Raw genomic sequence first — 19,825 nt, 5'->3', positions numbered from 1 at the left:
CGGGTGGACGGCGCGCCGTCTCAGGAGACCATGGCGCCGGCTCGGCGGTTGCGCAGCAGCCGCTCCTCGGCCAATGCCAACGCTTCCGGTAGCCCGCGCAAGACGAGGATGTCGGCTTCGCGCAGCTTCGTCTCGGGGCCGGGTTCGACCCCGCGGATCCCGTGCCGCCGGATTGCCGTGACCTCCACGCCCATCGAGGCAAGCCCGAGTTCGTCCAGGCTGCGGCCGACGGCATCGGCATTGCCGTCGACAGCCACCGATTGTAGCCGCACCTGGTCATGCCCGTCGTCGTCGCCCGGATCGTCGGCGCCGTGGAAGTAGCCGCGCAGCAGGCTATAGCGCGCATCGCGCAACTCCTCGACGCGCCGCACGACACGCCGCATCGGCACGCCCATCAAGACGAGCGTATGCGACGCGAGCATCAAGCTGCCCTCGACGATCTCGGGAATGACCTCGGTCGCCCCGGCCGCGAGCAGCTTTTCCAAATCGGCGTCGTCGACGGTCCGCACGATCACGGGCAACGCCGGCTCCAGTTCATGGACGTGGTGCAGCACGCGCAGCGCGGAAGGCGTGTTCGCGTAAGTCACGGCGACGGCCGCCGCGCGATGAATCCCGGCCGAGACCAGCGATTCGCGCCGCGCGGCATCGCCGAACACGACCGACTCGCCCGCGGCGGCCGCGGCATTGACGCGATCGGGGTCCAAGTCGAGCGCCACATAGGGCAGGCCTTCATGTTCGAGCATGCGCGCCAAGTTTTGCCCGGCACGGCCGTAGCCGCAGATGATGACGTGGGCATTTTGCCGCAGGCTTTGCGTGGCGATGCGCGTCATTTGCAGCGACTGTTGCATCCATTCCGTCGAGGAGAGCCGTAAGACGATACGGTCGGCGTTCTGGATCATGAACGGCGCGGCCAGCATCGACAGCAGCATCGCCGCGAGAATCGCCTGCAGCATGGCGGCGCTCACGAGATGCTTGTCGAGGATCAGATTGAGCAGCACGAAGCCGAACTCCCCCGCTTGCGCCAGCCCGATACCGGTACGCATGGCCACGCCGGGCGTGGCGCCGAACAAGCGCGCGAGGCCCGTGATCATGACGATCTTGAGCAGCACCGGCGCGATCAGGAACGCGAGCACGAGCAGCGGATGCGCGATGAGCACGCGCGGATCGAGCAGCATGCCCGTCGTCACGAAGAACAAGCCGAGCAGCACGTCGCGAAACGGCTTGATGTCCTCTTCCACTTGATGGCGATACGGCGTCTCGGCGATCAGCATGCCGGCGATGAACGCGCCCAGTGCGAGCGAGAGCCCGAACTTGTCGGTAATGAACGCGGCCCCCAGCGTCACGAGCAGCAGGTTCAGGACGAACAGTTCCTGCGAGCGCCGCCGCGCGACGACGTTGAACCAGCGCGTCATGAAGCGCTGGCCCACGAACAGCAGCAGCGACAGCGCGACGACGATCTTCAGCGCCGCGACACCGAGCGTCATCGGCAAGTCGTGCGTATCGCCGCCGAGCGCGGCGATCACGATCAAGAGCGGCACGACGGCCAGATCCTGAAACAGCAGCACCCCGAAGATGTTCCGCCCGTGCTCGGTTTCGATCTCGAGCCGCTCCGAGAGCATCTTGCTGACGATGGCCGTGGAGGACATCGCGAGCGCGCCGCCCAGCGCGATGCAGCCTTGCCAACTCACGTGCATCCAGCGCTCGAGCAGCACGCCGACGAGCACGGCGACGCCCACGGTGCCGATCACTTGCAGCAAGCCGAGTCCGAACACGAGCTTGCGCATCGCGCGCAGCTTGGCCAAGGAGAACTCGAGCCCGATCGAAAACATCAGGAACACGACGCCGAATTCCGCGAGGTTTTGCGCCCGCTCCGAATCGGGCGCGAGGCCGAGCGCGTGCGGCCCGACGACGATGCCGACCGTCAAGTAGCCGAGCATCGGCGGCAAATTCAACGAGCGGAACAATACGACGCCCACTACCGACGCAAGCAGTAGGAAAAGCGTCATCTCGAGCGGAGAAATCACGGGTTCAGCGTCCTCGTTCGTCAGCGGAACGCACGTCGCGCGCATAAGGCGCGCCGCGCATTCGGTTTTGAGCGCCTGAAAGCGGCTGGGGCCAAGGGCGGCCCGGCGCGGCGAACAACGCCTTTGCTATACTCCGGCGAATGATAGCGAAAATCAATGGCGACCGGGCATTGGCGCTCGCCCGGGAAGTCCTCGACATCGAAGCCGACGCGGTTCGCGGGCTTCGCGATCAAGTCGACGAGCGCTTTGTCGCAGCCGTCGACTTTCTTCTGAGTTGCCGCGGCCGCGTCGTCGTATCCGGCATCGGCAAATCCGGCCACATCGCCCGTAAGCTCGCCGCGACGCTGGCCAGCACGGGCACGCCCGCGTTTTTCGTGCATCCGGCGGAGGCAAGCCACGGCGATCTCGGCATGGTGACGCAAGACGACGTGTTCATCGCGCTCTCGAATTCGGGCGAATCGGAAGAACTCATTGCCATCTTGCCGCTCGTCAAGCGCCTGGGCGCCAAGTTGATCGCGATAACGGGGCGTCCGCAGTCGACGCTGGCCAAGCTCTCGGACGTTCACTTGAACGCCGCCGTGGCCAAGGAAGCGTGCCCGCTTGATCTCGCCCCGACGGCGAGCACGACGGCCGCGCTCGCGCTCGGCGACGCGCTGGCGATGGCCGTGCTCGACGCGCGCGGTTTCGGCGCCGACGATTTCGCGCGCTCGCATCCGGGCGGCGCGCTCGGGCGGCGGCTGCTCACCTACGTGCGCGACGTAATGCGCACGGGCGATCAATTGCCGCGCGTCGATGCGCGCGCGACGGTGCGCGACGCCCTGTTCCAACTGACGGCCAAGCGCATGGGCATGACCGCGATCGTCGATGACGCGGGCCGCGTCGAAGGCATCTTCACCGACGGCGATTTGCGCCGCGTGCTCGAACGCACGGGCGATTTCCGCGATTTGCCGATCGTCGAGGTCATGACGCGCGCGCCGCGCACGATCGGCCCCGATCATCTCGCCGTCGAAGCCGTGGAATCGATGGAGCGCCATCGCATCAACCAAATTCTGGTCGTCGATGCCGACGGCCTGCTGATCGGTGCGCTGAACATGCACGATCTGTTCTCGAAGAAGGTGATTTGATGGCCGCGGCTCTCACGGCAAGCGAACGCGCGAGTCGCGTCAAGGTAATGATTTTCGACGTCGACGGCGTGTTGACGGACGGCGGCTTGATGTTCACGGCGCAGGGCGATTACATGAAGGCGTTCAATTCGATGGACGGTCATGGCCTGAAGCTGCTCGGCAAGGCCGGGATACAAACGGCGATCATCACGGGCCGCCGCTCGGAGATCGTGCTCGCGCGCGCGCAGGAATTGGGGATCTCCCATCTCTACCAAGGCGTCGCCGATAAGCTCGAGGCGTTCGCGCAATTGATGCGCGAAACACAGGTCACCGCGGAGCAATGCGGCTACATGGGCGACGATTGGCCCGATCTGGCCGTGCTCACGCGCTGCGGCTTCGCGGCGGCCCCCGCCAATGCCCACCCCGAAGTGATCGCCCGTGCCCATTGGGTATCGGAAGCGCGTGGCGGTCAAGGCGCGGCGCGCGAAGTATGCGACGCGATCTTGCGGGCTCAGCACCGCTACGAAGCGCTGCTGGCCGCGGCGTGCGGAGCGGGTCGCCCATGAATAGCGCGCGCCTGACGTCGCTATTCTCGTTGATCGCCCTCGCGGCGCTCGCGGGCGGCACGTACTGGCTGCTGCAAGCCACGCGCCCGCCGGCGGCCGAAAACGCGGCCACGGCGAAGACGCACACGCCCGATTATTTCGTCGACGATTTCTCGATTTCCGAACTCGATCAGTCGGGCAGCACGCAATACCGGTTGATGGCCGCCAAGATGGTGCACTACGAGGACGACGAGAACAGCGACCTGACGCTCCCGGCGATCCGGGCGTTCCAGCCGGGCAGGCCGATCGTCACGGCCACCGGGCAGCGCGGCACGGTCAACGGCGACGCTTCGATCGTCGACTTATACGATAACGCTCGCATCGTGCGCGCAGCCGGCGCCGGCGATCCCGAAATGCAGGCCGATTCGTCTCACTTTCGCGTGTTCGTGAACGACGATGTGATCGAGTCGAAAAACCCGGTTAAACTTCGGCGCGGCCAGTCCATCGCGACGGCAAATGCCATGAACTACAACAATGTCACCCGTGTGATGCAGCTTTTCGGCAAGGTCCGGGGCAACATCGCGGCTTCCGACGCATCGGGCGCCGGCGCCTCCCGCGCCGGCGCAAAGTAATCGGGTCCCATCCTTTCGTAGCGTGACCGCATGAACGAATCGCTCTCTTTTCGCGTCCCACGGCCGGCACACTTCGGCTTGGCGGCCGCGCTCGCCCTCGTGGCCTGCCTCGCGTTCGGGCCCCAGGCCCACGCCGAGCAGGCCGACAAGGACAAACCGATGAACATCGACGCCGACAACATGACCTACGACGATCTGAAACAGGTCACGATTTTCACGGGCCATGTCGTCGCGACAAAGGGCACGATCCTCATCAAAGCCGATCGCGTGGAGGTACGTCAAGATCCCGAGGGCTATCAGTATTCGACGGGCACGATGGCCCCGGGCAGCAAGGATCTCGCCTATTTCCACCAGAAACGCGAAGGTGTCGACGAGTATGTGGAAGGCACAGCCGAGCGGATCGACTACGATGGCAAGAAGGATCTGACGACCCTCACCACGAACGCCACGGTGCGCCGCCTGCAGGGGCTCACCACCGTGATGGACCAGGTGCACGGCAGCGTCGTCACGTACGACGGCCAAAACGACTTCTATACCGCGCGCGCGGGCAAGGACGTGGCCGGCCCCGGCAATCCGACCGGCCGCGTACGCGCCATGCTGTCGCCGCGCAACGGCGCACCCGCGCCTTTGAACGGCGGGCCGGCCAAGCTCGCGCCCGCATCGGCGATTCAAGGAACCGGAACGCAGTGAATACGCTCTCCACCCCGGCCGCCGCGACGAGCGAAGCAAGCGCGAGCGGCCCTGCCCGCACGTCGAGTTCGCTCGTCGTGCGCAATCTGAAGAAGCGCTACGGCTCGCGCACCGTCGTGAAGGACGTCTCGCTCGACGTCAAAAGCGGCGAGGTGGTGGGCTTGCTGGGCCCGAACGGCGCGGGCAAGACCACGTCGTTCTACATGATCGTCGGCCTCGTGCCGCTCGACGCGGGCGAGATCGTGCTCGACGGCAACTCGATCAGCCTGCTCCCCATTCACAAGCGCGCGGGGCTCGGTCTGTCGTATCTGCCGCAAGAAGCGTCGGTGTTTCGCAAGCTGACGGTCGAGGAAAATATTCGCGCGGTGCTTGAATTGCTGCGCGACGAAGACGGCAAGCGGCTCACGAAGGCCGTGATCGAAGCGCGTACGGACGCGCTGCTCGACGAGTTGCAAGTCTCGCATCTGCGGGAAAACCCGGCCCTTTCGCTATCGGGCGGCGAGCGCCGGCGCGTGGAAATCGCGCGCGCGCTCGCGACGAACCCAAGCTTCATCCTGCTGGACGAGCCGTTCGCGGGCGTCGATCCGATCGCCGTGCTCGAGATCCAAAAGATCGTCAAATTCCTCAAGCAGCGCAACATCGGTGTTTTGATCACCGACCACAACGTACGCGAAACGCTCGGTATCTGCGATCACGCGTACATCATCAGCGACGGCTCGGTCCTGGCGGCGGGCGCCCCCCACGAAATCGTAGAAAACGAGAGCGTGCGGCGCGTCTATCTGGGCGAGCACTTCCGCATGTAAGCGCCCGAGCGCCGAACGGAGCAATTTTTACGCGATCGGCGTAGGCCGGTCGCGGCGCGTTGCCGTCGCCGGCCGCAGCGAGGTTCCCGGCGCGTGGCAAAGTCTCTACAATGAAAGACACATTGCCATGAAAGCCAGCCTCCAACTCCGCCTATCGCAGCATCTTGCGTTGACCCCGCAACTGCAACAGTCGATTCGACTGCTGCAGCTATCGACGCTTGAGTTGCAACAGGAAGTCGCGATGGCCGTTGCGCAAAACCCGCTGCTCGAATCCGAAGACGAATGGATCGCGAGCCCGCTGCGGGTCGCCGCCGACGGTTCCGTCATCGCTCAAACGCCCGCCTCTTCCGCCCCGGAGCCGATGAGCGGCAACGCGCCCGCGGAAAGCGCCGAGCGCGGCGAAACGAGCGACGGTTCGGCACCCGAGGAATTCGGCACGATGGCGAGCGGGGACGGCGCCGATTCGTCGCAGTGGAATCTCGACGACTACGGGCGCTCGCCGAGCGCATCCGACGACGACGATCTGCCACCGCTGCAAATCCACGAATCGACCACTACGCTGCGCGATCACCTGATGGCGCAACTGCGCGTGACGCAGGCGGGCACGCGCGACCGCGCGCTCGTCACGTTTCTGATCGAATCGCTCGACGACGACGGCTACCTCACGGCTTCGCTCGACGAGGTCCTGGCCGATTTGCCCGAAGAACTCGAGGTGGACCTCGATGAACTCGGCGCGGCGCTTGCGCTGCTGCAAAGCTTCGATCCGGCCGGCGTGGGGGCCCGCTCCGCGTCGGAATGCCTCAAGCTGCAATTGCTGCGGCTGCCCGAGTCGCCCACGCGCAAGCTCTCGCTCGAGATCGCGGCAAATCATCTCGAACTGCTTGCGGCGCGCGATTTCACGCGCCTGCGCAAGCAATTGAAGGCGGGCGACGACGATCTGCGCGAGGCCCATGCGATGATCCGCTCGCTCGAGCCGTTTCCGGGCGCGGCGTACGGCAAGGCGGAAGCCGACTACGTCGTGCCCGACATCATCGTGCGAAAGACCTCGAGCGGCTGGCAAGCCGAACTGAACCCCGAGGTGGTACCGCGCTTGCGCATCAACCATCTGTACGCAAACATTTTGCGCAACAACCGCGGCGACCCCGGCAGCGGCTCGCTGCGCCAACAGCTCCAAGAAGCGCGCTGGCTGATCAAAAACATCCAGCAACGCTTCGAGACGATTCTGCGCGTCGCGCAAGCCATCGTCGAGCGGCAACGCAACTACTTCGCGCATGGCGAAATCGCCATGCGCCCCTTGGTTTTGCGGGAAATAGCTGATACGCTGGGCTTGCACGAATCGACGGTATCGCGTGTGACGACGGGTAAGTACATGCTCACCCCCTTCGGGACGCTCGAGTTCAAGTACTTCTTCGGCTCTCATGTGTCGACCGATACGGGGGGCGCGGCGTCGTCCACGGCCATTCGCGCACTCATCAAGCAACTGATAGGAGCCGAAGACTCGAAATCGCCTCTTTCGGACAGCCGCATTGCCGAACTGCTGGCGGAACAAGGGTTCGTGGTGGCGCGCCGCACGGTTGCCAAGTACCGCGAAGCTCTCAAGATCCCCGCAGTCAATTTGCGCAAGTCTCTTTAGGCTTTTCGCGTTTTGCGAAGAGCGTTTACCGGCCCTGACGCCACCAGCGGAACCGGCCGGCCGATACGACCCGCCGCTCGTCAGTCACGCGGGGTGATGACACGAGCGGGCCGCTCCCGACCGGCTCAGCCGCACCTTTGGTGCCAGGCTGCCATTTGTTTGGAGAGCACTATGAATCTGAAGATCAGTGGACACCATCTCGAAGTAACGCCGGCGTTGCGAGAATACGTGATCACCAAGCTCGACAAGGTGCTAAGACATTTCGATCAGGTGATCGATGGCAATGTGGTCCTCTCGATCGACAACCATAAAGAAAAAGACAAGAGGCAGAAGGCCGAAATCACCCTCCATGTGAAAGGCAAGGATATCTGCATCGAAAGCGCCAACGGCGACCTGTACGCCGCGATCGATCTCATGGTCGACCGGCTGGACCGTCAGGTGGTCCGCCACAAGGGGCGCATCCAAGAACATCAGCATGAGGCGATCAAACATCAAGATCTGCCGCCGCTAGGCGAGCAAGTGCAGTAAGCCCGCCGCGGCCCGCAAGCCGGCCGCGCACCCCGCGTGAAGAGCCGCCCCGTTGCAGGGCGGCTTTTTCATGGGCGAACGGAATCTTTCCTCGCCTGGCGCGGCGCACCATATGCCCCGACCCTGATCTATAATGTGCCGGTTATTGAAGGGGCAGCCGGCCGTGGCAGTGCCCGGCGTCGTCGGTTCATGGAGCCGGCGCGCGCGGCCGAAAATCGACAATCAGCCAGTTGCCCCGAGGAGCGCTTGAGGCGACGCGTTAGCCTGCCAACATGAATCGTTTAGCCAAATTTCTTCCGCTCGAAAACGTCGTCCTCGGCCTTTCCGTTACCAGCAAGAAGCGCGTATTCGAGCAAGCGGGCTTGATTTTCGAAAACCAGAACGGAATCGGCCGCAGTGCAGTCACCGATAACCTCTTCGCTCGCGAACGGCTGGGCTCCACGGCCCTCGGCGAAGGCGTTGCGATTCCGCACGGGCGGATCAAGGGCCTCAAGCAGCCGCTGGCCGCATTCGTGCGCCTGGACCAACCGATCCCGTTCGAAGCGCCGGACGGGCAGCCCGTCTCGCTATTGATCTTTCTGCTCGTGCCCGAACAGGCCACGCAGCAGCACTTGGAAATTCTCTCGGAAATCGCGCAGTTGCTGTCCGACCGCGAAGCGCGCGAACGCCTGCACACAGAATCGAATCGCGAAGAGTTGCATCGCCTGCTCACCCAGTGGCACCCTTGAGCTTGCTTGCCGCACCCTAACCTTCTTGGTTCGGCTTGCAAGCACGGCGCCTCGCGCGCCGTTCATCGGCCTTGGCGGGCGGGGCGGCGCACGTCGTCGCCGCGCGCGTCGCGGTCAACCAGGAGCAAGGGATTCATGGATACGTCCAGCATCAACGCCCAAAGCATTTTCGACGACAACGCCTCCATGCTCAAACTGAGCTGGCTGACGGGGCACGAAGGCTGGGAGCGCGGTTTTTCCGCGGAAACCGTCGCGAACGCGACGTCGAGCGCCGACCTCGTCGGCCACTTGAATTTGATCCACCCGAACCGGATTCAAGTGCTCGGCGAGGCCGAAGTCAATTACTACCAGCGGCAATCCGACGAAGACCGCTCGCGGCACATGGCCGAATTGATCGCGCTGGAGCCGCCGTTTCTCGTCGTCGCGGGCGGCGTCGCCGCGCCGCCGGAGCTCGTGTTGCGCTGTACGCGCTCGTCCACACCGCTGTTCACGACGACGATGTCGCCGGCCTCGGTTATCGACAACCTGCGCCTGTACATGTCGCGTATCTTGGCGCCGCGCGCCACGCTGCACGGCGTTTTTCTCGACATTCTCGGCATGGGCGTCCTGCTGACAGGCGATTCGGGCCTCGGCAAAAGCGAGCTGGGGCTCGAATTGATCAGCCGCGGTCACGGGCTCGTGGCCGACGATGCGGTCGATTTCGTGCGGCTCGGACCGGATTTCGTCGAGGGCCGCTGCCCCCCGCTGCTGCAAAATCTGCTCGAAGTCCGCGGGCTGGGCCTGCTCGACATCAAAACGATCTTCGGCGAAACCGCGGTGCGCCGCAAAATGAAGCTCAAGCTCATCGTGCAGCTCGTGCGCCGGCCCGACGGCGAATTCCAGCGCCTGCCGCTCGAAAGCCAGACCGTCGACGTGCTCGGACTGCCGATCAGCAAAGTGACGATTCAAGTGGCGGCGGGCCGCAACCTGGCCGTGCTCGTCGAAGCCGCCGTGCGCAATACGATCCTGCAGCTACGCGGAATCGACACGTTGCGCGACTTCATGGATCGGCAGCGGATCGCGATGCAAGATCCCGACAGTCAGTTGCCGGGCAAGCTCATGTGAATCGAGCGGCCGGCCCCACGGCCGGCAAAGGGCCGCGGGCCGCCGCGACCAAGCCCGGATGCAAGTGCTATGATGAAACGAACTGGTTCTTTCCCATGCGCATCGTTCTAATCACCGGCATCTCCGGCTCCGGCAAATCCGTCGCGTTGAACGCACTGGCCGACGCGGGCTATTACTGCGTCGACAATTTGCCGCCCCGCTTTTTGCCCGCGCTCGCCCAGTACCTGGCGAGCGACGACGAAGGACACGAGCGGCTGGCGGTCGCCATCGACGCCCGCTCGAGCGCCTCGCTCGACGACATGCCCGGCATCATTCGCGATCTGGCCAGCGAACACGACGTGCGCGTGCTCTTTCTGAACGCCAGCACGCAGTCGCTGATCCAGCGGTTTTCCGAGACGCGCCGGCGTCACCCGCTTTCGGGCTCGCCCGCGCACGACGCCGACGTCGGGCTGCTGGCCTCGCTCGAGGAAGCCATCGAGCGCGAACGCGAACTCGTCGCGCCGCTCGCGGAGTTCGGTCATCAAATCGATACGAGCAATTTGCGCGCGAACGTGTTGCGCGCATGGGTGACGCGCTTCATCGAGGAACAGCGGGAAGGCTTGATGCTGATGTTCGAATCGTTCGGCTTCAAACGCGGCCTGCCGCTCGACGCCGATTTCGTGTTCGACGTGCGCGCGCTGCCCAATCCGTATTACGATCATCGTCTGCGTCCGCTCACGGGCCGCGATCAGCCCGTGATCGATTACCTCGACGCATTGCCGATCGTGCATGAAATGATCGACGATATTCACGCATTCGTTTTGAAATGGCTGCCGCGGTTTCGCGAAGACAACCGCAGCTACTTGACCGTCGCCGTCGGCTGCACGGGCGGGCAACACCGCTCCGTGTTCATCGCCGAAACACTCGCCGCGCGTCTGGCACGCGAGGCGACCGTGATCGTTCGGCATCGCGACGCGCCGGTCGCCATCGACGAATCGTCCAGGTTGGTGGCGTGAACCGGGAGCTTGTCGGTCGATGAATACTCCCGGCCCAGGTCACTAGCGGCTCAACCCGCCGCGGCCTACGCGGCAATCCGAAGCGTGCGCCATGTCCTCCATTCCTGCCGTCTACGCTGAGCTGCCGCTGTTCCCCTTGCACACGGTGCTGTTCCCCGATGGGCTGCTGCCGTTGAAGATCTTCGAGGCGCGCTACCTCGATATGGCGCGCGCCTGTCTGCGCGACGAGAGTCCATTCGGCGTCTGTCTGCTCAAAAGCGGTGCCGAAGTCGCGCAACAAGACGTGCCGTGCGTACCCGAAATGGTCGGCACGCTAGCCCGGATCGATCAGTGCGACGTGGACGAGCACGGCATGCTGCTCATCCGCGCGCGCGGCACGCAGCGATTTCGCCTGCTCTCGCATCGTAAGGAATCGAGCGGGCTGCTCGTCGGCGTCGCCGAACCGGTGCCCGAAGACGCGCCGCTGGACGGCGCCGACGCGGTGGCCAAATTCGGCGCCTGCGCGGAGGTGCTCGAACGCATCATCGAGACGATCCGCGAGCGCGATCCCGAGAGCGTGCCGTTCGCCGAACCGTTCCGTTTCGACGACCCGAGCTGGGTGTCCAATCGCTTGGCGGAGATCTTGCAAATTCCGTTGCGGGCACGACAAAAGCTCATGGAACTGACCGACGCCGGCGAACGGATCGACGCCGTCCATCACTACATGCGCCAACATCAATTGCTCTGACGAACGCAGTCAGAGCAACGGGCCATCGAGCGCATCGAGCAGCTTGCGCACGGGCGCCGGCACGCCGTAATCGTCGATTCTCTCGAGCGGCACCCAAGCCGTCTCGCCGTCGAGCGCCTGGCAAACGCCCGTGGGAGGCACCGCGCGCAACTCGCCGCAACGCGGCTCGATGTCGAGCTTGAAATGCGTGAACGTGTGAGCGATCGGCGCCAGACGCGTAAGACTCGGCTGCGCTCCCAGTATGTGGGCTCGTTCGGCGAGCGAGGCTTCGTCGGCCGCTTCGGGCAAGCTCCACAATCCGCCCCAAATGCCCGACGGCGGGCGCTTTTCGAGCAGCACGCTGGGCCCGTCACGCAGCACGAGCATCCAGGTGCGCCGCGTCGGGACCGCCTTCTTCGGCCGGGCGGCCGGCAACTCGCGCTGACGCCCGCTCTCGCGCGCGACGCAATCGGCGGCGAACGGACAGCGCGCGCAATCGGGTTTGCCGCGCACGCAGAGCGTCGCCCCGAGATCCATGAGCCCCTGGGTATAGGCGCTCAGCTCGTCGTCGGTCGCATCGGGCGCCGGCATCAAACGCTCGGCGAGCGACCACATCGCGTTTTCGACCCGCTTTTCGCCGGGAAAGCCCTCGATCCCGAACACGCGCGCCAGCACGCGCTTGACGTTTCCGTCCAGAATCGTGGCCCGGGCGCCGAACGCGAACGAGGCGATCGCCGCCGCCGTCGAGCGCCCGATGCCGGGCAAATCGGCCAATTGTTCCGGCGTACCCGGGAATGCGCCTCCATGCCGCTCCACGACGGCTTGCGCGCATCGATGCAGGTTGCGCGCCCGCGAGTAATAGCCGAGGCCCGCCCACAATGCCATGACTTCGTCGAGCGGAGCCGCGGCTAGAGACGCGACGTCGGGAAAGCGCGCGAGAAATTTTTCGTAATAGGGGATGACCGTCGAAACCTGCGTCTGCTGGAGCATGATCTCGGAGAGCCAGACGCGGTATGGGTCGCGCGTGTTCTGCCACGGCAAATCGTGGCGGCCGTGGCGGCGCTGCCACTCGATCAGCCGTGAGGCGAAGGCCGCTTCGAGCGGCGTAGCGGGCTCGGCCGCGGGGATCGGAGAGACGAACATGTGCGAGGAAGACTCAGCGCTGACAGTGCGCGCAGTAATAGGTGGAACGTTGCCCTTGGACGATCTGCCGGATCGGCGAGGCGCACACGCGGCACGGCTCGCCGGCGCGATCGTAGACGAAGCATTCGAGCTGGAAATAGCCGCTCGCGCCGTCGCTGCCCACGAAATCTCGGAGCGTGCTGCCGCCGCGCTCGATCGCCGCGGCCAGGGTCGCGCGTACGGCATCGGCCAGCCGTTCGCAGCGGGCGAGCGACACGCGGCCCGCCGCCGTGGTCGGACGAATGCCCGCGCGAAACAGGCTCTCCGATGCATAGATGTTGCCGACGCCGACGACGATCTCTCCGGCGAGCAGCAATTGCTTGATCGAGGCCGTGCGCCCGCGGGTGCGGCGAAAAATCAGCTCGCCGCTAAACTCGTCGCTGAAAGGCTCGACGCCGAGACTCGCGAGCAGGGGGTGCGTGTTCACGTCGCCGTCGGCCCGGGCATGCCACAGCACCGCGCCGAAACGGCGCGGATCGCGATAGCGCAGCACGAATTCGTCGAAGATCCAATCGATATGATCGTGCTTGGCCGGCTCGCTCGCTTGCTCATGGCGCAGCACGCGTAGCGTCCCGGTCATGCCGAGATGGACGATGAACCAGCCCGCGTCGATCTCGAACAGCAGATATTTGCCGCGCCGCTCGACCTTTCGAACCGCTTGCCGAGCGAGCGTGCGCGCGAGATCGGCCGGCACCGGCCAGCGCAAAGCGGGCGTGCGCACGTCGACGCGCTCGACGCGGCGGCCGGTCACGTACGGCTCGATGCCGCGCCGGGTAACTTCAACTTCTGGCAACTCGGGCATGTTCTTCAGGGCGGAAACAGGTGTGTAACTTGCATGGTCCAATTCTGCGTGTATTGTAGCGAGCGCGTTACAATCGACCGAAACCTCGAACGGATCTCCATGATTTTGTCCCTCAAGCAGCTCTTCTCGCGCCCGGTCGGCGCCCGCCCCGCTCAAGCGGGCCGCATCGCCCTGGCCGCGCTCTGCGCATGGACGTTGACCGCGTTGCCGGCGCACGCTCAGGACCCGTCGGCATCCGACGGCGGCGGTGTAACGTCGACGGACGCATTCGGACTCCCCTCGCTGCCCGAGGAAGACAAGGATTTGCCGGACGTCCCGCTCTCGAGCCAGATCGTGTTCCAAGTACTGGCGGCCGAAATCGCGTTGCAACGCAATCAGCCCGCGCCCGCCTACCAAACGTATCTCGCGCTCGCGCGCGACACGCACGATCCGCGTATGGCGGAACGCGCAACCGAAATCGCGGTGCAGGCGCAAAGTCCCTCGGACGCGCTCGCCGCCGCACAGCTATGGCACGAGTACGCGCCTAGCTCCGAGCGGGCGATCCAGATCGATGCCTCGTTGCTCGTTTTGTCGGGCAAGCCCAACGAAGCGCAGCCCATGCTCGCCGCCGAGCTCGCGAAGGTGCCGGCCGACAAACGAGGGGGCGCCGTGCAGGCCTTGCAGACGTTGATCTCGCGCGGCCCGAACCGCGTGGGCGGCTTGCAAGTGCTGCAGGACCTGCTGAAAAACGACATGAACCGCCCCGAGGCCTATCTGGCGATCGGCAGACAGCAATTGCTGGCCGACGACCGGCCCGGTGCGCGCGCCTCGTTCGAGCATGCCCTGAAGCTCAAGCCCGACTTCCTGCCGGCCGCGCTCGCGCTCGGTCAGATGGGCAGCGACGAGCGCAACGAAGCCATCGCGTCGCTCGACGCGTATGTGAAACAACATCCGAAAGAGCGCGAGCCGCGCGTCGCACTCGCGCAACTCCATTTGGCGGCCAACCGGCTCGACGACGCGCAAAAGCAATTCGAGGCCTTGCGCGCGATGGACGCCAAAGATCCGATGCCGCTGCTTGCGCTCGGACTCATCAAGGTTCAACAAAAGCAATACGACGCCGCTCAGAAATACCTGACGCAATACGCCGAACTCGCGGAAAAATCGCCGGGAGCCGATCCGGGCCAAGCGTATTTGTACTTGGCCCAACTGGCGATCGAGCAAAAACACGACGACGACGCGGCCAAGTGGCTCGACAAGGTTCCGCCGGCAAGCGCCCAATACGTCACGGCACGGGTCACGCGCGCGCAGATGCTGGCGCAAAAAGGCAAGATCGACGATGCGCGCAAGCTGCTCGCCGATATCCAAACGGACGATCCTCGCGAACAGGGCGCGATCGCGCGCACGGATGCGGCGATCTTGTTCGATGCGAAGCGCTACAAGGAAGCCGAGGCGCGCTTGCAGGAGGCGAACGACGCGTCCCCGAACGATCCCGAAATCCAGTACGACTATGCGATGGCCGCCGAGAAGAACGGCCATTACGAGTTGATGGAAAGCGTGCTGCGCAAGGTGATGCAAGAGCAGCCCGATAGCCCGCAAGCGTATAACGCGCTCGGCTATTCGCTCGCCGATCGCAACCAGCGTTTGGACGAGGCCGGCAAGCTGATCGAGAAAGCCTCGGCGCTCGCGCCGAACGATGCGTTCATCATGGACAGCCTCGGTTGGGTCAAGTATCGCCAAGGCGATACGGCCGATGCGGCCAAGCTGCTCAAGCGCGCGTTCGAGCTTCAGCCGAACGCCGAGATCGGCGCCCACCTCGGCGAAGTGCTCTGGAAGAGCGGCGATCAGAAGCAAGCGCTCGACGCTTGGCGCCGCGCGCGTACGCTCGAACCCGACAACAGCACGCTCGTCAAAACGCTCGAACGGTTCCAAGCTCGAACCCGACAACAGCACGCTCGTCAAAACGCTCGAACGGTTCCAAGTGAACGCCAACGATCTGTGATGCCGGTTTTGTCTTTCTTTCCTCTCGACGGTGCCGCCGCCCGCCGCGCCGCGCGCGCGGCGGCGGCCGCTTTCGCGGTCGCCCTCGCGGGCTGCGCGGTCACGCCGAAGCACGGACCCTCGACCTCGAACGCGACGCCCGAGCTTTCGACGCAGACGATGCACGCGTACCACGGCCGGTTCTCGGTCCGCTATTTGGACCAGAACGGCCAAACGCGCAACGCCTACGGCAATTTCGACTGGCTGCAGCAAGGCGATACGGTCACGCTGCAACTGCTCAATCCGTTCGGGCAGACGCTCGCCATCGTCACGTCGTCCTCGGCGTCGGCCACGCTCGAGGTGCCGAACCATCAGCCCGTCACGGCCGACAACGTGAGCGAACTGATGCAGCGCACGCTCGGTTTTGCCTTGCCGATCGAGGGACTGCGCTATTGGCTCGAGTCCTCGCCCGCGCCGAGTTCGCACGCGAAGACGGTGCTCGATCCGAACCAGAGTTCGCGCATGAAGGAGATCGACCAGGAAGGCTGGACGATCGACTACATCGCCTATGCGGATGCCCCGGCGACGGGCGTCAAGCGCCTCGATTTGACGCGCCGCGACCCGCCGCTCGACATCAAGCTCGTATTGGACCGCTGAGCGGGGCCGCCCGCTTTTACCGCTTTTAGTGCCGTCCATGCCGCGCGCCCCGTTCACGCTTAGCTCTCGTATTACGCCGCACCTCAAATGATCGAAACGTCCCACTCGCTGCGCGGCTGCGCGGCGCCCGCCAAGCTCAATCTGTTCTTGCACATCACGGGCCGCCGGCCCGACGGCTATCACGCGCTGCAGACCGTGTTCCAGTTGATCGATTGGGGCGATACGCTGCACTTCACGCTGCGCGAGGACGGGCGCGTGCACCGCATAACCGACGTGGCCGGTGTGTCCGAGGAAAACGACTTGGTCGTGCGCGCGGCGATGCTGCTCAAGGCGCACACGGGCTCGGCGCTCGGCGTGGACATCGAGATCGAGAAGCGCTTGCCGATGGGCGCCGGTCTCGGCGGCGGCAGTTCGGACGCCGCGACCACGCTGTTGGCGCTCAATCGGCTCTGGAAGCTCGATCTGGCCCGCGACGTGCTCCAAACGTTGGCACTGCAACTCGGCGCGGACGTGCCGTTCTTCGTTTTCGGGAAAAATGCGTTCGCGCAGGGTGTCGGAGAGGCGCTCGAAGCTGTACAATTGCCGCCGCGCTACTTTCTGGTGGTCACCCCGAAGGCGCATGTTCCGACCGCAGCGATTTTTTCCGATAAGTCGTTGACAAGAGATTCGGAAGCCGTCACAATTACGGACTTTCTTGCACAGCAAAGCCGCAGCGCAAGATGGCCTGAAAGCTACGGCCGGAATGACATGCAGCCAGTTGTCGTGGGAAAATACGCGGAAGTCGCGCAGGTGCTTGAATGGTTTGAAACCATTGCACCAGCACGGATGACCGGATCGGGCTCGAGTGTGTTTGCCGCGTTCCGGAGCATCGCCGAAGCGGAAGCGGCGCAAGCCAAGCTGCCTGCAGATTGGGTCAGCGCCGTGGCATCGAGTTTGGATACCCATCCACTCTTCGCTTTCGCGTCATAGGTTTCGCATCGTCGGGGCTGTCCCGCAGGCCCGGCGAAGCTCAGAGTCAGTGTAGGGGAGTCGCCAAGTTGGTTAAGGCACCGGATTTTGATTCCGGCATTCGAGGGTTCGAGTCCTTCCTCCCCTGCCAAACATTCCCGCAGTTCCCGCCTCCAGCAGCAGGTGCATGATGAGCAGCCATGACGGCCTGATGGTTTTTACTGGCAACGCAAATCCCGCGCTTGCACAGGAAGTCGTCAAAATTCTCGGCATCCCCCTCGGCAAAGCAATGGTCAGCCGTTTCTCCGACGGCGAGATCCAAGTCGAGATCCAGGAAAACGTGCGTGGTAAGGACGTCTTCGTCCTGCAATCCACCTGCGCGCCGGCGAACGACAACCTGATGGAGCTGATGATCATGGTCGATGCGCTCAAGCGCGCGTCGGCGGGTCGGATTACGGCAGCCATCCCCTATTTCGGCTATGCACGGCAAGATCGCCGCCCGCGTTCGGCGCGCGTCGCGATTTCGGCCAAGATCGTCGCCAACATGCTGGAAATCGCCGGCGTCGAGCGGATCATCACGATGGATCTGCACGCCGACCAGATTCAAGGTTTCTTCGACATTCCGGTCGACAACATCTACGCCACGCCCGTGCTGCTCGGCGACCTGCGCAAGCAGAGCTACGAGAATCTGCTCGTCGTGTCGCCCGATGTCGGTGGTGTCGTGCGTGCCCGTGCGCTCGCGAAGCAATTGAATTGCGATCTGGCGATCATCGACAAGCGCCGGCCCAAGGCGAACGTCGCCGAAGTGATGAACATCATCGGTGAAGTCGAAGGACGTACCTGCGTCATCATGGACGACATGGTCGACACCGCCGGTACGCTGTGTAAGGCCGCACAAGTGCTCAAGGAGCGCGGCGCGAAGCAAGTCGTCGCCTATGCGACGCACCCGGTGCTGTCGGGCGGCGCCAGCGAACGGATCACGAATTCGTCGCTCGACGAACTCGTCGTCACCGATACGATTCCGCTCAGCGACGAAGCGCGCGCTTGCGCGAAGATCCGCTCGCTCTCGTGCGCGGGTCTGCTTGCCGAAACGTTCTCGCGTATCCGTCGCGGCGATTCGGTGATGTCGCTGTTCGCCGAGAGCTAAAGCCGAGCATTAAGAAGTATTGGCCGAGGGCGCCGCATGACTGAGCGGCTTCGGCACTTGGGCGCGATTCGATCACCGAAACGCGCCGTTTTCGTCTGGAGCCCGATTGTTTCCGCGGCCTCGATCCGCGGGATGAGGGCTCCGTTTCACTGCCTGGTCGCGGGCAGTTATGGAGATAGAACATGAAAGTCGTCGCTTTTGAGCGTAGCAAGCAAGGTACGGGTGCGAGCCGCCGCCTGCGCAACTCCGGCAAGACGCCGGGGATCGTGTATGGCGCAACGGCAGAGCCGCAACTGATCGAGCTCGATCACAACGCCTTGTGGCATGCACTGAAGAAGGAAGCTTTCCACTCGTCGATCCTCGACCTCGAAGTGGCCGGCCAATCGCAACGCGTTTTGCTGCGCGACGTGCAATACCACCCGTTCCGCCAGCTCGTGCTGCACGTCGATTTCCAACGTGTCGACCCGAACAAGAAGCTGCACACGAAGGTGCCCGTGCACTTCATGAATCAAGAATCGAATCCGGCTGTGAAGCTCGGCGGCGCGATCATCTCGCACGTCGTGACGGAAGTCGAAATCGAATGCCTGCCGGGCGATCTGCCGGAATTCGTCGAACTCGACTTGGCGAAGATCGAAGCCGGTCAATCGCTGCACGCTAAGGACATCACGCTGCCGAAGGGCGTGTCGCTCGTGGCGCACATCGAAAGCGAAAACCCGGTGGTGGCGGCAGCCGCCGTGCCGGCCGGTGCCGCGGCTGAAGCCGCAGCGGAAGGCGAAACGCCCGCCGCTTAAGGCGTTTCTCGCGCCTATCCTCTCGATCCGTTTCATTGGAACGGACGACGTGACCCGCCGCGGCTTGCCCGGCGGGTTTTTTTTCGCCGCCTTCATCTTTCGTTCACGGACCGGCTCGCCGGTATGACAGCATGATCAAGCTCATCGTCGGGCTCGGGAATCCGGGCGCGGAATACACGGCCACCCGGCACAACGCGGGCTTTTGGCTCGTCGATCAGCTCGCGCGCGAGGCCGGCGCCACCCTACGCGACGAGCGGCGCTTCCACGGGTTCTATGCGAAAGCGCGTTTGCACGGGGAGGAAGTGCATCTGCTCGAACCGCAAACCTATATGAACCGGTCGGGGCAATCGGTTGTCGCCGTCGCCCATTTCTTCAAGATCCTGCCCGACGAAATCCTCGTTGCGCACGACGAACTCGATCTGCCGCCCGGCGCCGTCAAGCTCAAGCTCGGCGGCGGCAGCGGCGGCCACAACGGGCTCAAGGACATTTCGGCCCATTTGTCGTCGCAACAGTACTGGCGCTTGAGGATCGGCATCGGTCATCCGCGCGATCTCATCCCCGAAAGCGCCCGCGCGGGTAGCAAGCCCGACGTCGCGGCCTTCGTGCTCAAGCCGCCGCGCAAGGAAGAACAAGAGGTCATCGATGCCGCGATCGAGCGCTCGCTCGCCGTGATGCCCCATGTCGTGAAAGGCGCGCCCGAGCGCGCCATGATGCAGCTCCATAGCGCCGGCTGACGCGCACGGGCCGCCACGCGCTTGGCGGCCGTATCTTCCCCCTTGCCCGCCCCCTCATCGTCTCGTTTCGCCAAGCGTCATCGAAACTCGCCAACACTTCGACCTTTTGAGCCCCAG

19 protein-coding genes, 1 tRNA gene and 1 pseudogene are annotated in these 19,825 nt (G+C 64.3%); 18 read left to right on the top strand and 3 right to left on the bottom strand.

The window, feature by feature from the left end; all coding sequences use genetic code 11:
* Positions 1-20: 20 nt before the first annotated feature.
* Positions 21-2,024 (bottom strand): monovalent cation:proton antiporter family protein, encoded by a 2,004-nt coding sequence (locus DXT59_RS22335; RefSeq protein WP_116139569.1) that lies wholly within the window; start codon positions 2,022-2,024, stop codon positions 21-23.
* Positions 2,025-2,164: 140 nt separating this feature from the next.
* Between DXT59_RS22335 and kdsD the strand changes: the two genes are divergently transcribed.
* The 11 genes from kdsD to DXT59_RS22280 all read left to right on the top strand — a co-directional run bounded on the left by kdsD (position 2,165) and on the right by DXT59_RS22280 (position 11,512).
* Complete coding sequence (gene kdsD, locus DXT59_RS22330; protein ID WP_116139223.1) at positions 2,165-3,148, top strand: arabinose 5-phosphate isomerase KdsD; 984 nt, start codon at positions 2,165-2,167, stop codon at positions 3,146-3,148.
* A complete protein-coding gene (locus DXT59_RS22325; protein ID WP_116139221.1) occupies positions 3,148-3,693 on the top strand; it encodes a KdsC family phosphatase in 546 nt (181 codons plus the stop codon). Before kdsD ends, DXT59_RS22325 begins: the two co-directional genes overlap by 1 nt.
* Positions 3,690-4,304, top strand: coding sequence for an LPS export ABC transporter periplasmic protein LptC (gene lptC, locus DXT59_RS22320; RefSeq protein WP_116139218.1), 615 nt, complete (start codon positions 3,690-3,692; stop codon positions 4,302-4,304). The genes DXT59_RS22325 and lptC overlap by 4 nt, the downstream gene beginning before the upstream one ends.
* Positions 4,305-4,334: 30 nt before the next feature.
* Positions 4,335-4,994 (top strand): lipopolysaccharide transport periplasmic protein LptA, encoded by a 660-nt coding sequence (gene lptA, locus DXT59_RS22315; protein ID WP_116139216.1) that lies wholly within the window; start codon positions 4,335-4,337, stop codon positions 4,992-4,994.
* The gene (gene lptB, locus DXT59_RS22310) at positions 4,991-5,797 is read left to right on the top strand and encodes an LPS export ABC transporter ATP-binding protein (protein ID WP_116139214.1); all 807 of its coding nucleotides are present in this window, start codon (positions 4,991-4,993) and stop codon (positions 5,795-5,797) included. Before lptA ends, lptB begins: the two co-directional genes overlap by 4 nt.
* A gap of 127 nt (positions 5,798-5,924) precedes the next feature.
* Positions 5,925-7,430, top strand: coding sequence for an RNA polymerase factor sigma-54 (locus DXT59_RS22305; RefSeq protein WP_116139212.1), 1,506 nt, complete (start codon positions 5,925-5,927; stop codon positions 7,428-7,430).
* Positions 7,431-7,601: 171 nt separating this feature from the next.
* Positions 7,602-7,958: a ribosome hibernation-promoting factor, HPF/YfiA family gene (hpf, locus tag DXT59_RS22300; RefSeq protein WP_116139210.1), complete on the top strand. Its 357-nt coding sequence runs from the start codon at positions 7,602-7,604 to the stop codon at positions 7,956-7,958.
* A 272-nt stretch (positions 7,959-8,230) separates the two neighbouring features.
* Complete coding sequence (locus DXT59_RS22295) at positions 8,231-8,686, top strand: PTS sugar transporter subunit IIA (protein WP_116139208.1); 456 nt, start codon at positions 8,231-8,233, stop codon at positions 8,684-8,686.
* 135 nt (positions 8,687-8,821) lie between these two features.
* A complete protein-coding gene (gene hprK, locus DXT59_RS22290) occupies positions 8,822-9,790 on the top strand; it encodes an HPr(Ser) kinase/phosphatase (RefSeq protein ID WP_116139206.1) in 969 nt (322 codons plus the stop codon).
* Between the two features lie 95 nt (positions 9,791-9,885).
* Entirely contained in the window at positions 9,886-10,785 is a 900-nt protein-coding gene (gene rapZ, locus DXT59_RS22285) for an RNase adapter RapZ (RefSeq protein WP_116139566.1), read from the top strand.
* Positions 10,786-10,876: 91 nt separating this feature from the next.
* Positions 10,877-11,512 (top strand): LON peptidase substrate-binding domain-containing protein, encoded by a 636-nt coding sequence (locus DXT59_RS22280; RefSeq protein ID WP_116139204.1) that lies wholly within the window; start codon positions 10,877-10,879, stop codon positions 11,510-11,512.
* A 9-nt stretch (positions 11,513-11,521) separates the two neighbouring features.
* Here the strand turns inward: DXT59_RS22280 and mutY are convergent, their stop codons facing one another.
* On the bottom strand, positions 11,522-12,634 hold the full coding sequence (gene mutY / locus DXT59_RS22275) for an A/G-specific adenine glycosylase (protein WP_116139202.1): 1,113 nt from the start codon (positions 12,632-12,634) through the stop codon (positions 11,522-11,524).
* A gap of 13 nt (positions 12,635-12,647) precedes the next feature.
* On the bottom strand, positions 12,648-13,475 hold the full coding sequence (gene mutM / locus DXT59_RS22270) for a bifunctional DNA-formamidopyrimidine glycosylase/DNA-(apurinic or apyrimidinic site) lyase (protein ID WP_116139200.1): 828 nt from the start codon (positions 13,473-13,475) through the stop codon (positions 12,648-12,650).
* 99 nt (positions 13,476-13,574) lie between these two features.
* Here mutM and DXT59_RS22265 point away from each other — a divergent pair.
* From DXT59_RS22265 to pth, 7 genes and pseudogenes are all read left to right on the top strand, one after another.
* Positions 13,575-15,383, top strand: a pseudogene (locus DXT59_RS22265) (tetratricopeptide repeat protein); the annotation flags it as partial.
* A gap of 69 nt (positions 15,384-15,452) precedes the next feature.
* Positions 15,453-16,088 (top strand): lipoprotein insertase outer membrane protein LolB, encoded by a 636-nt coding sequence (lolB, locus tag DXT59_RS31265; RefSeq protein ID WP_240324631.1) that lies wholly within the window; start codon positions 15,453-15,455, stop codon positions 16,086-16,088.
* 87 nt (positions 16,089-16,175) lie between these two features.
* On the top strand, positions 16,176-17,057 hold the full coding sequence (gene ispE, locus DXT59_RS22260; protein WP_116139194.1) for a 4-(cytidine 5'-diphospho)-2-C-methyl-D-erythritol kinase: 882 nt from the start codon (positions 16,176-16,178) through the stop codon (positions 17,055-17,057).
* 53 nt (positions 17,058-17,110) lie between these two features.
* Positions 17,111-17,187, top strand: a tRNA-Gln gene (locus tag DXT59_RS22255).
* A 39-nt stretch (positions 17,188-17,226) separates the two neighbouring features.
* On the top strand, positions 17,227-18,183 hold the full coding sequence (locus tag DXT59_RS22250; RefSeq protein ID WP_102645078.1) for a ribose-phosphate pyrophosphokinase: 957 nt from the start codon (positions 17,227-17,229) through the stop codon (positions 18,181-18,183).
* Between the two features lie 182 nt (positions 18,184-18,365).
* The gene (locus DXT59_RS22245; RefSeq protein ID WP_116139192.1) at positions 18,366-18,974 is read left to right on the top strand and encodes a 50S ribosomal protein L25/general stress protein Ctc; all 609 of its coding nucleotides are present in this window, start codon (positions 18,366-18,368) and stop codon (positions 18,972-18,974) included.
* A 131-nt stretch (positions 18,975-19,105) separates the two neighbouring features.
* Positions 19,106-19,708, top strand: a complete 603-nt coding sequence (gene pth / locus DXT59_RS22240; protein ID WP_116139190.1) for an aminoacyl-tRNA hydrolase — start codon at positions 19,106-19,108, stop codon at positions 19,706-19,708.
* Positions 19,709-19,825 lie beyond the last annotated feature (117 nt).

Origin of the sequence: Trinickia diaoshuihuensis, assembly GCF_003390925.1 — a bacterium.
Lineage (GTDB): Bacteria > Pseudomonadota > Gammaproteobacteria > Burkholderiales > Burkholderiaceae > Trinickia > Trinickia diaoshuihuensis.
This window is presented reverse-complemented; position numbering and strand designations above follow the sequence as displayed.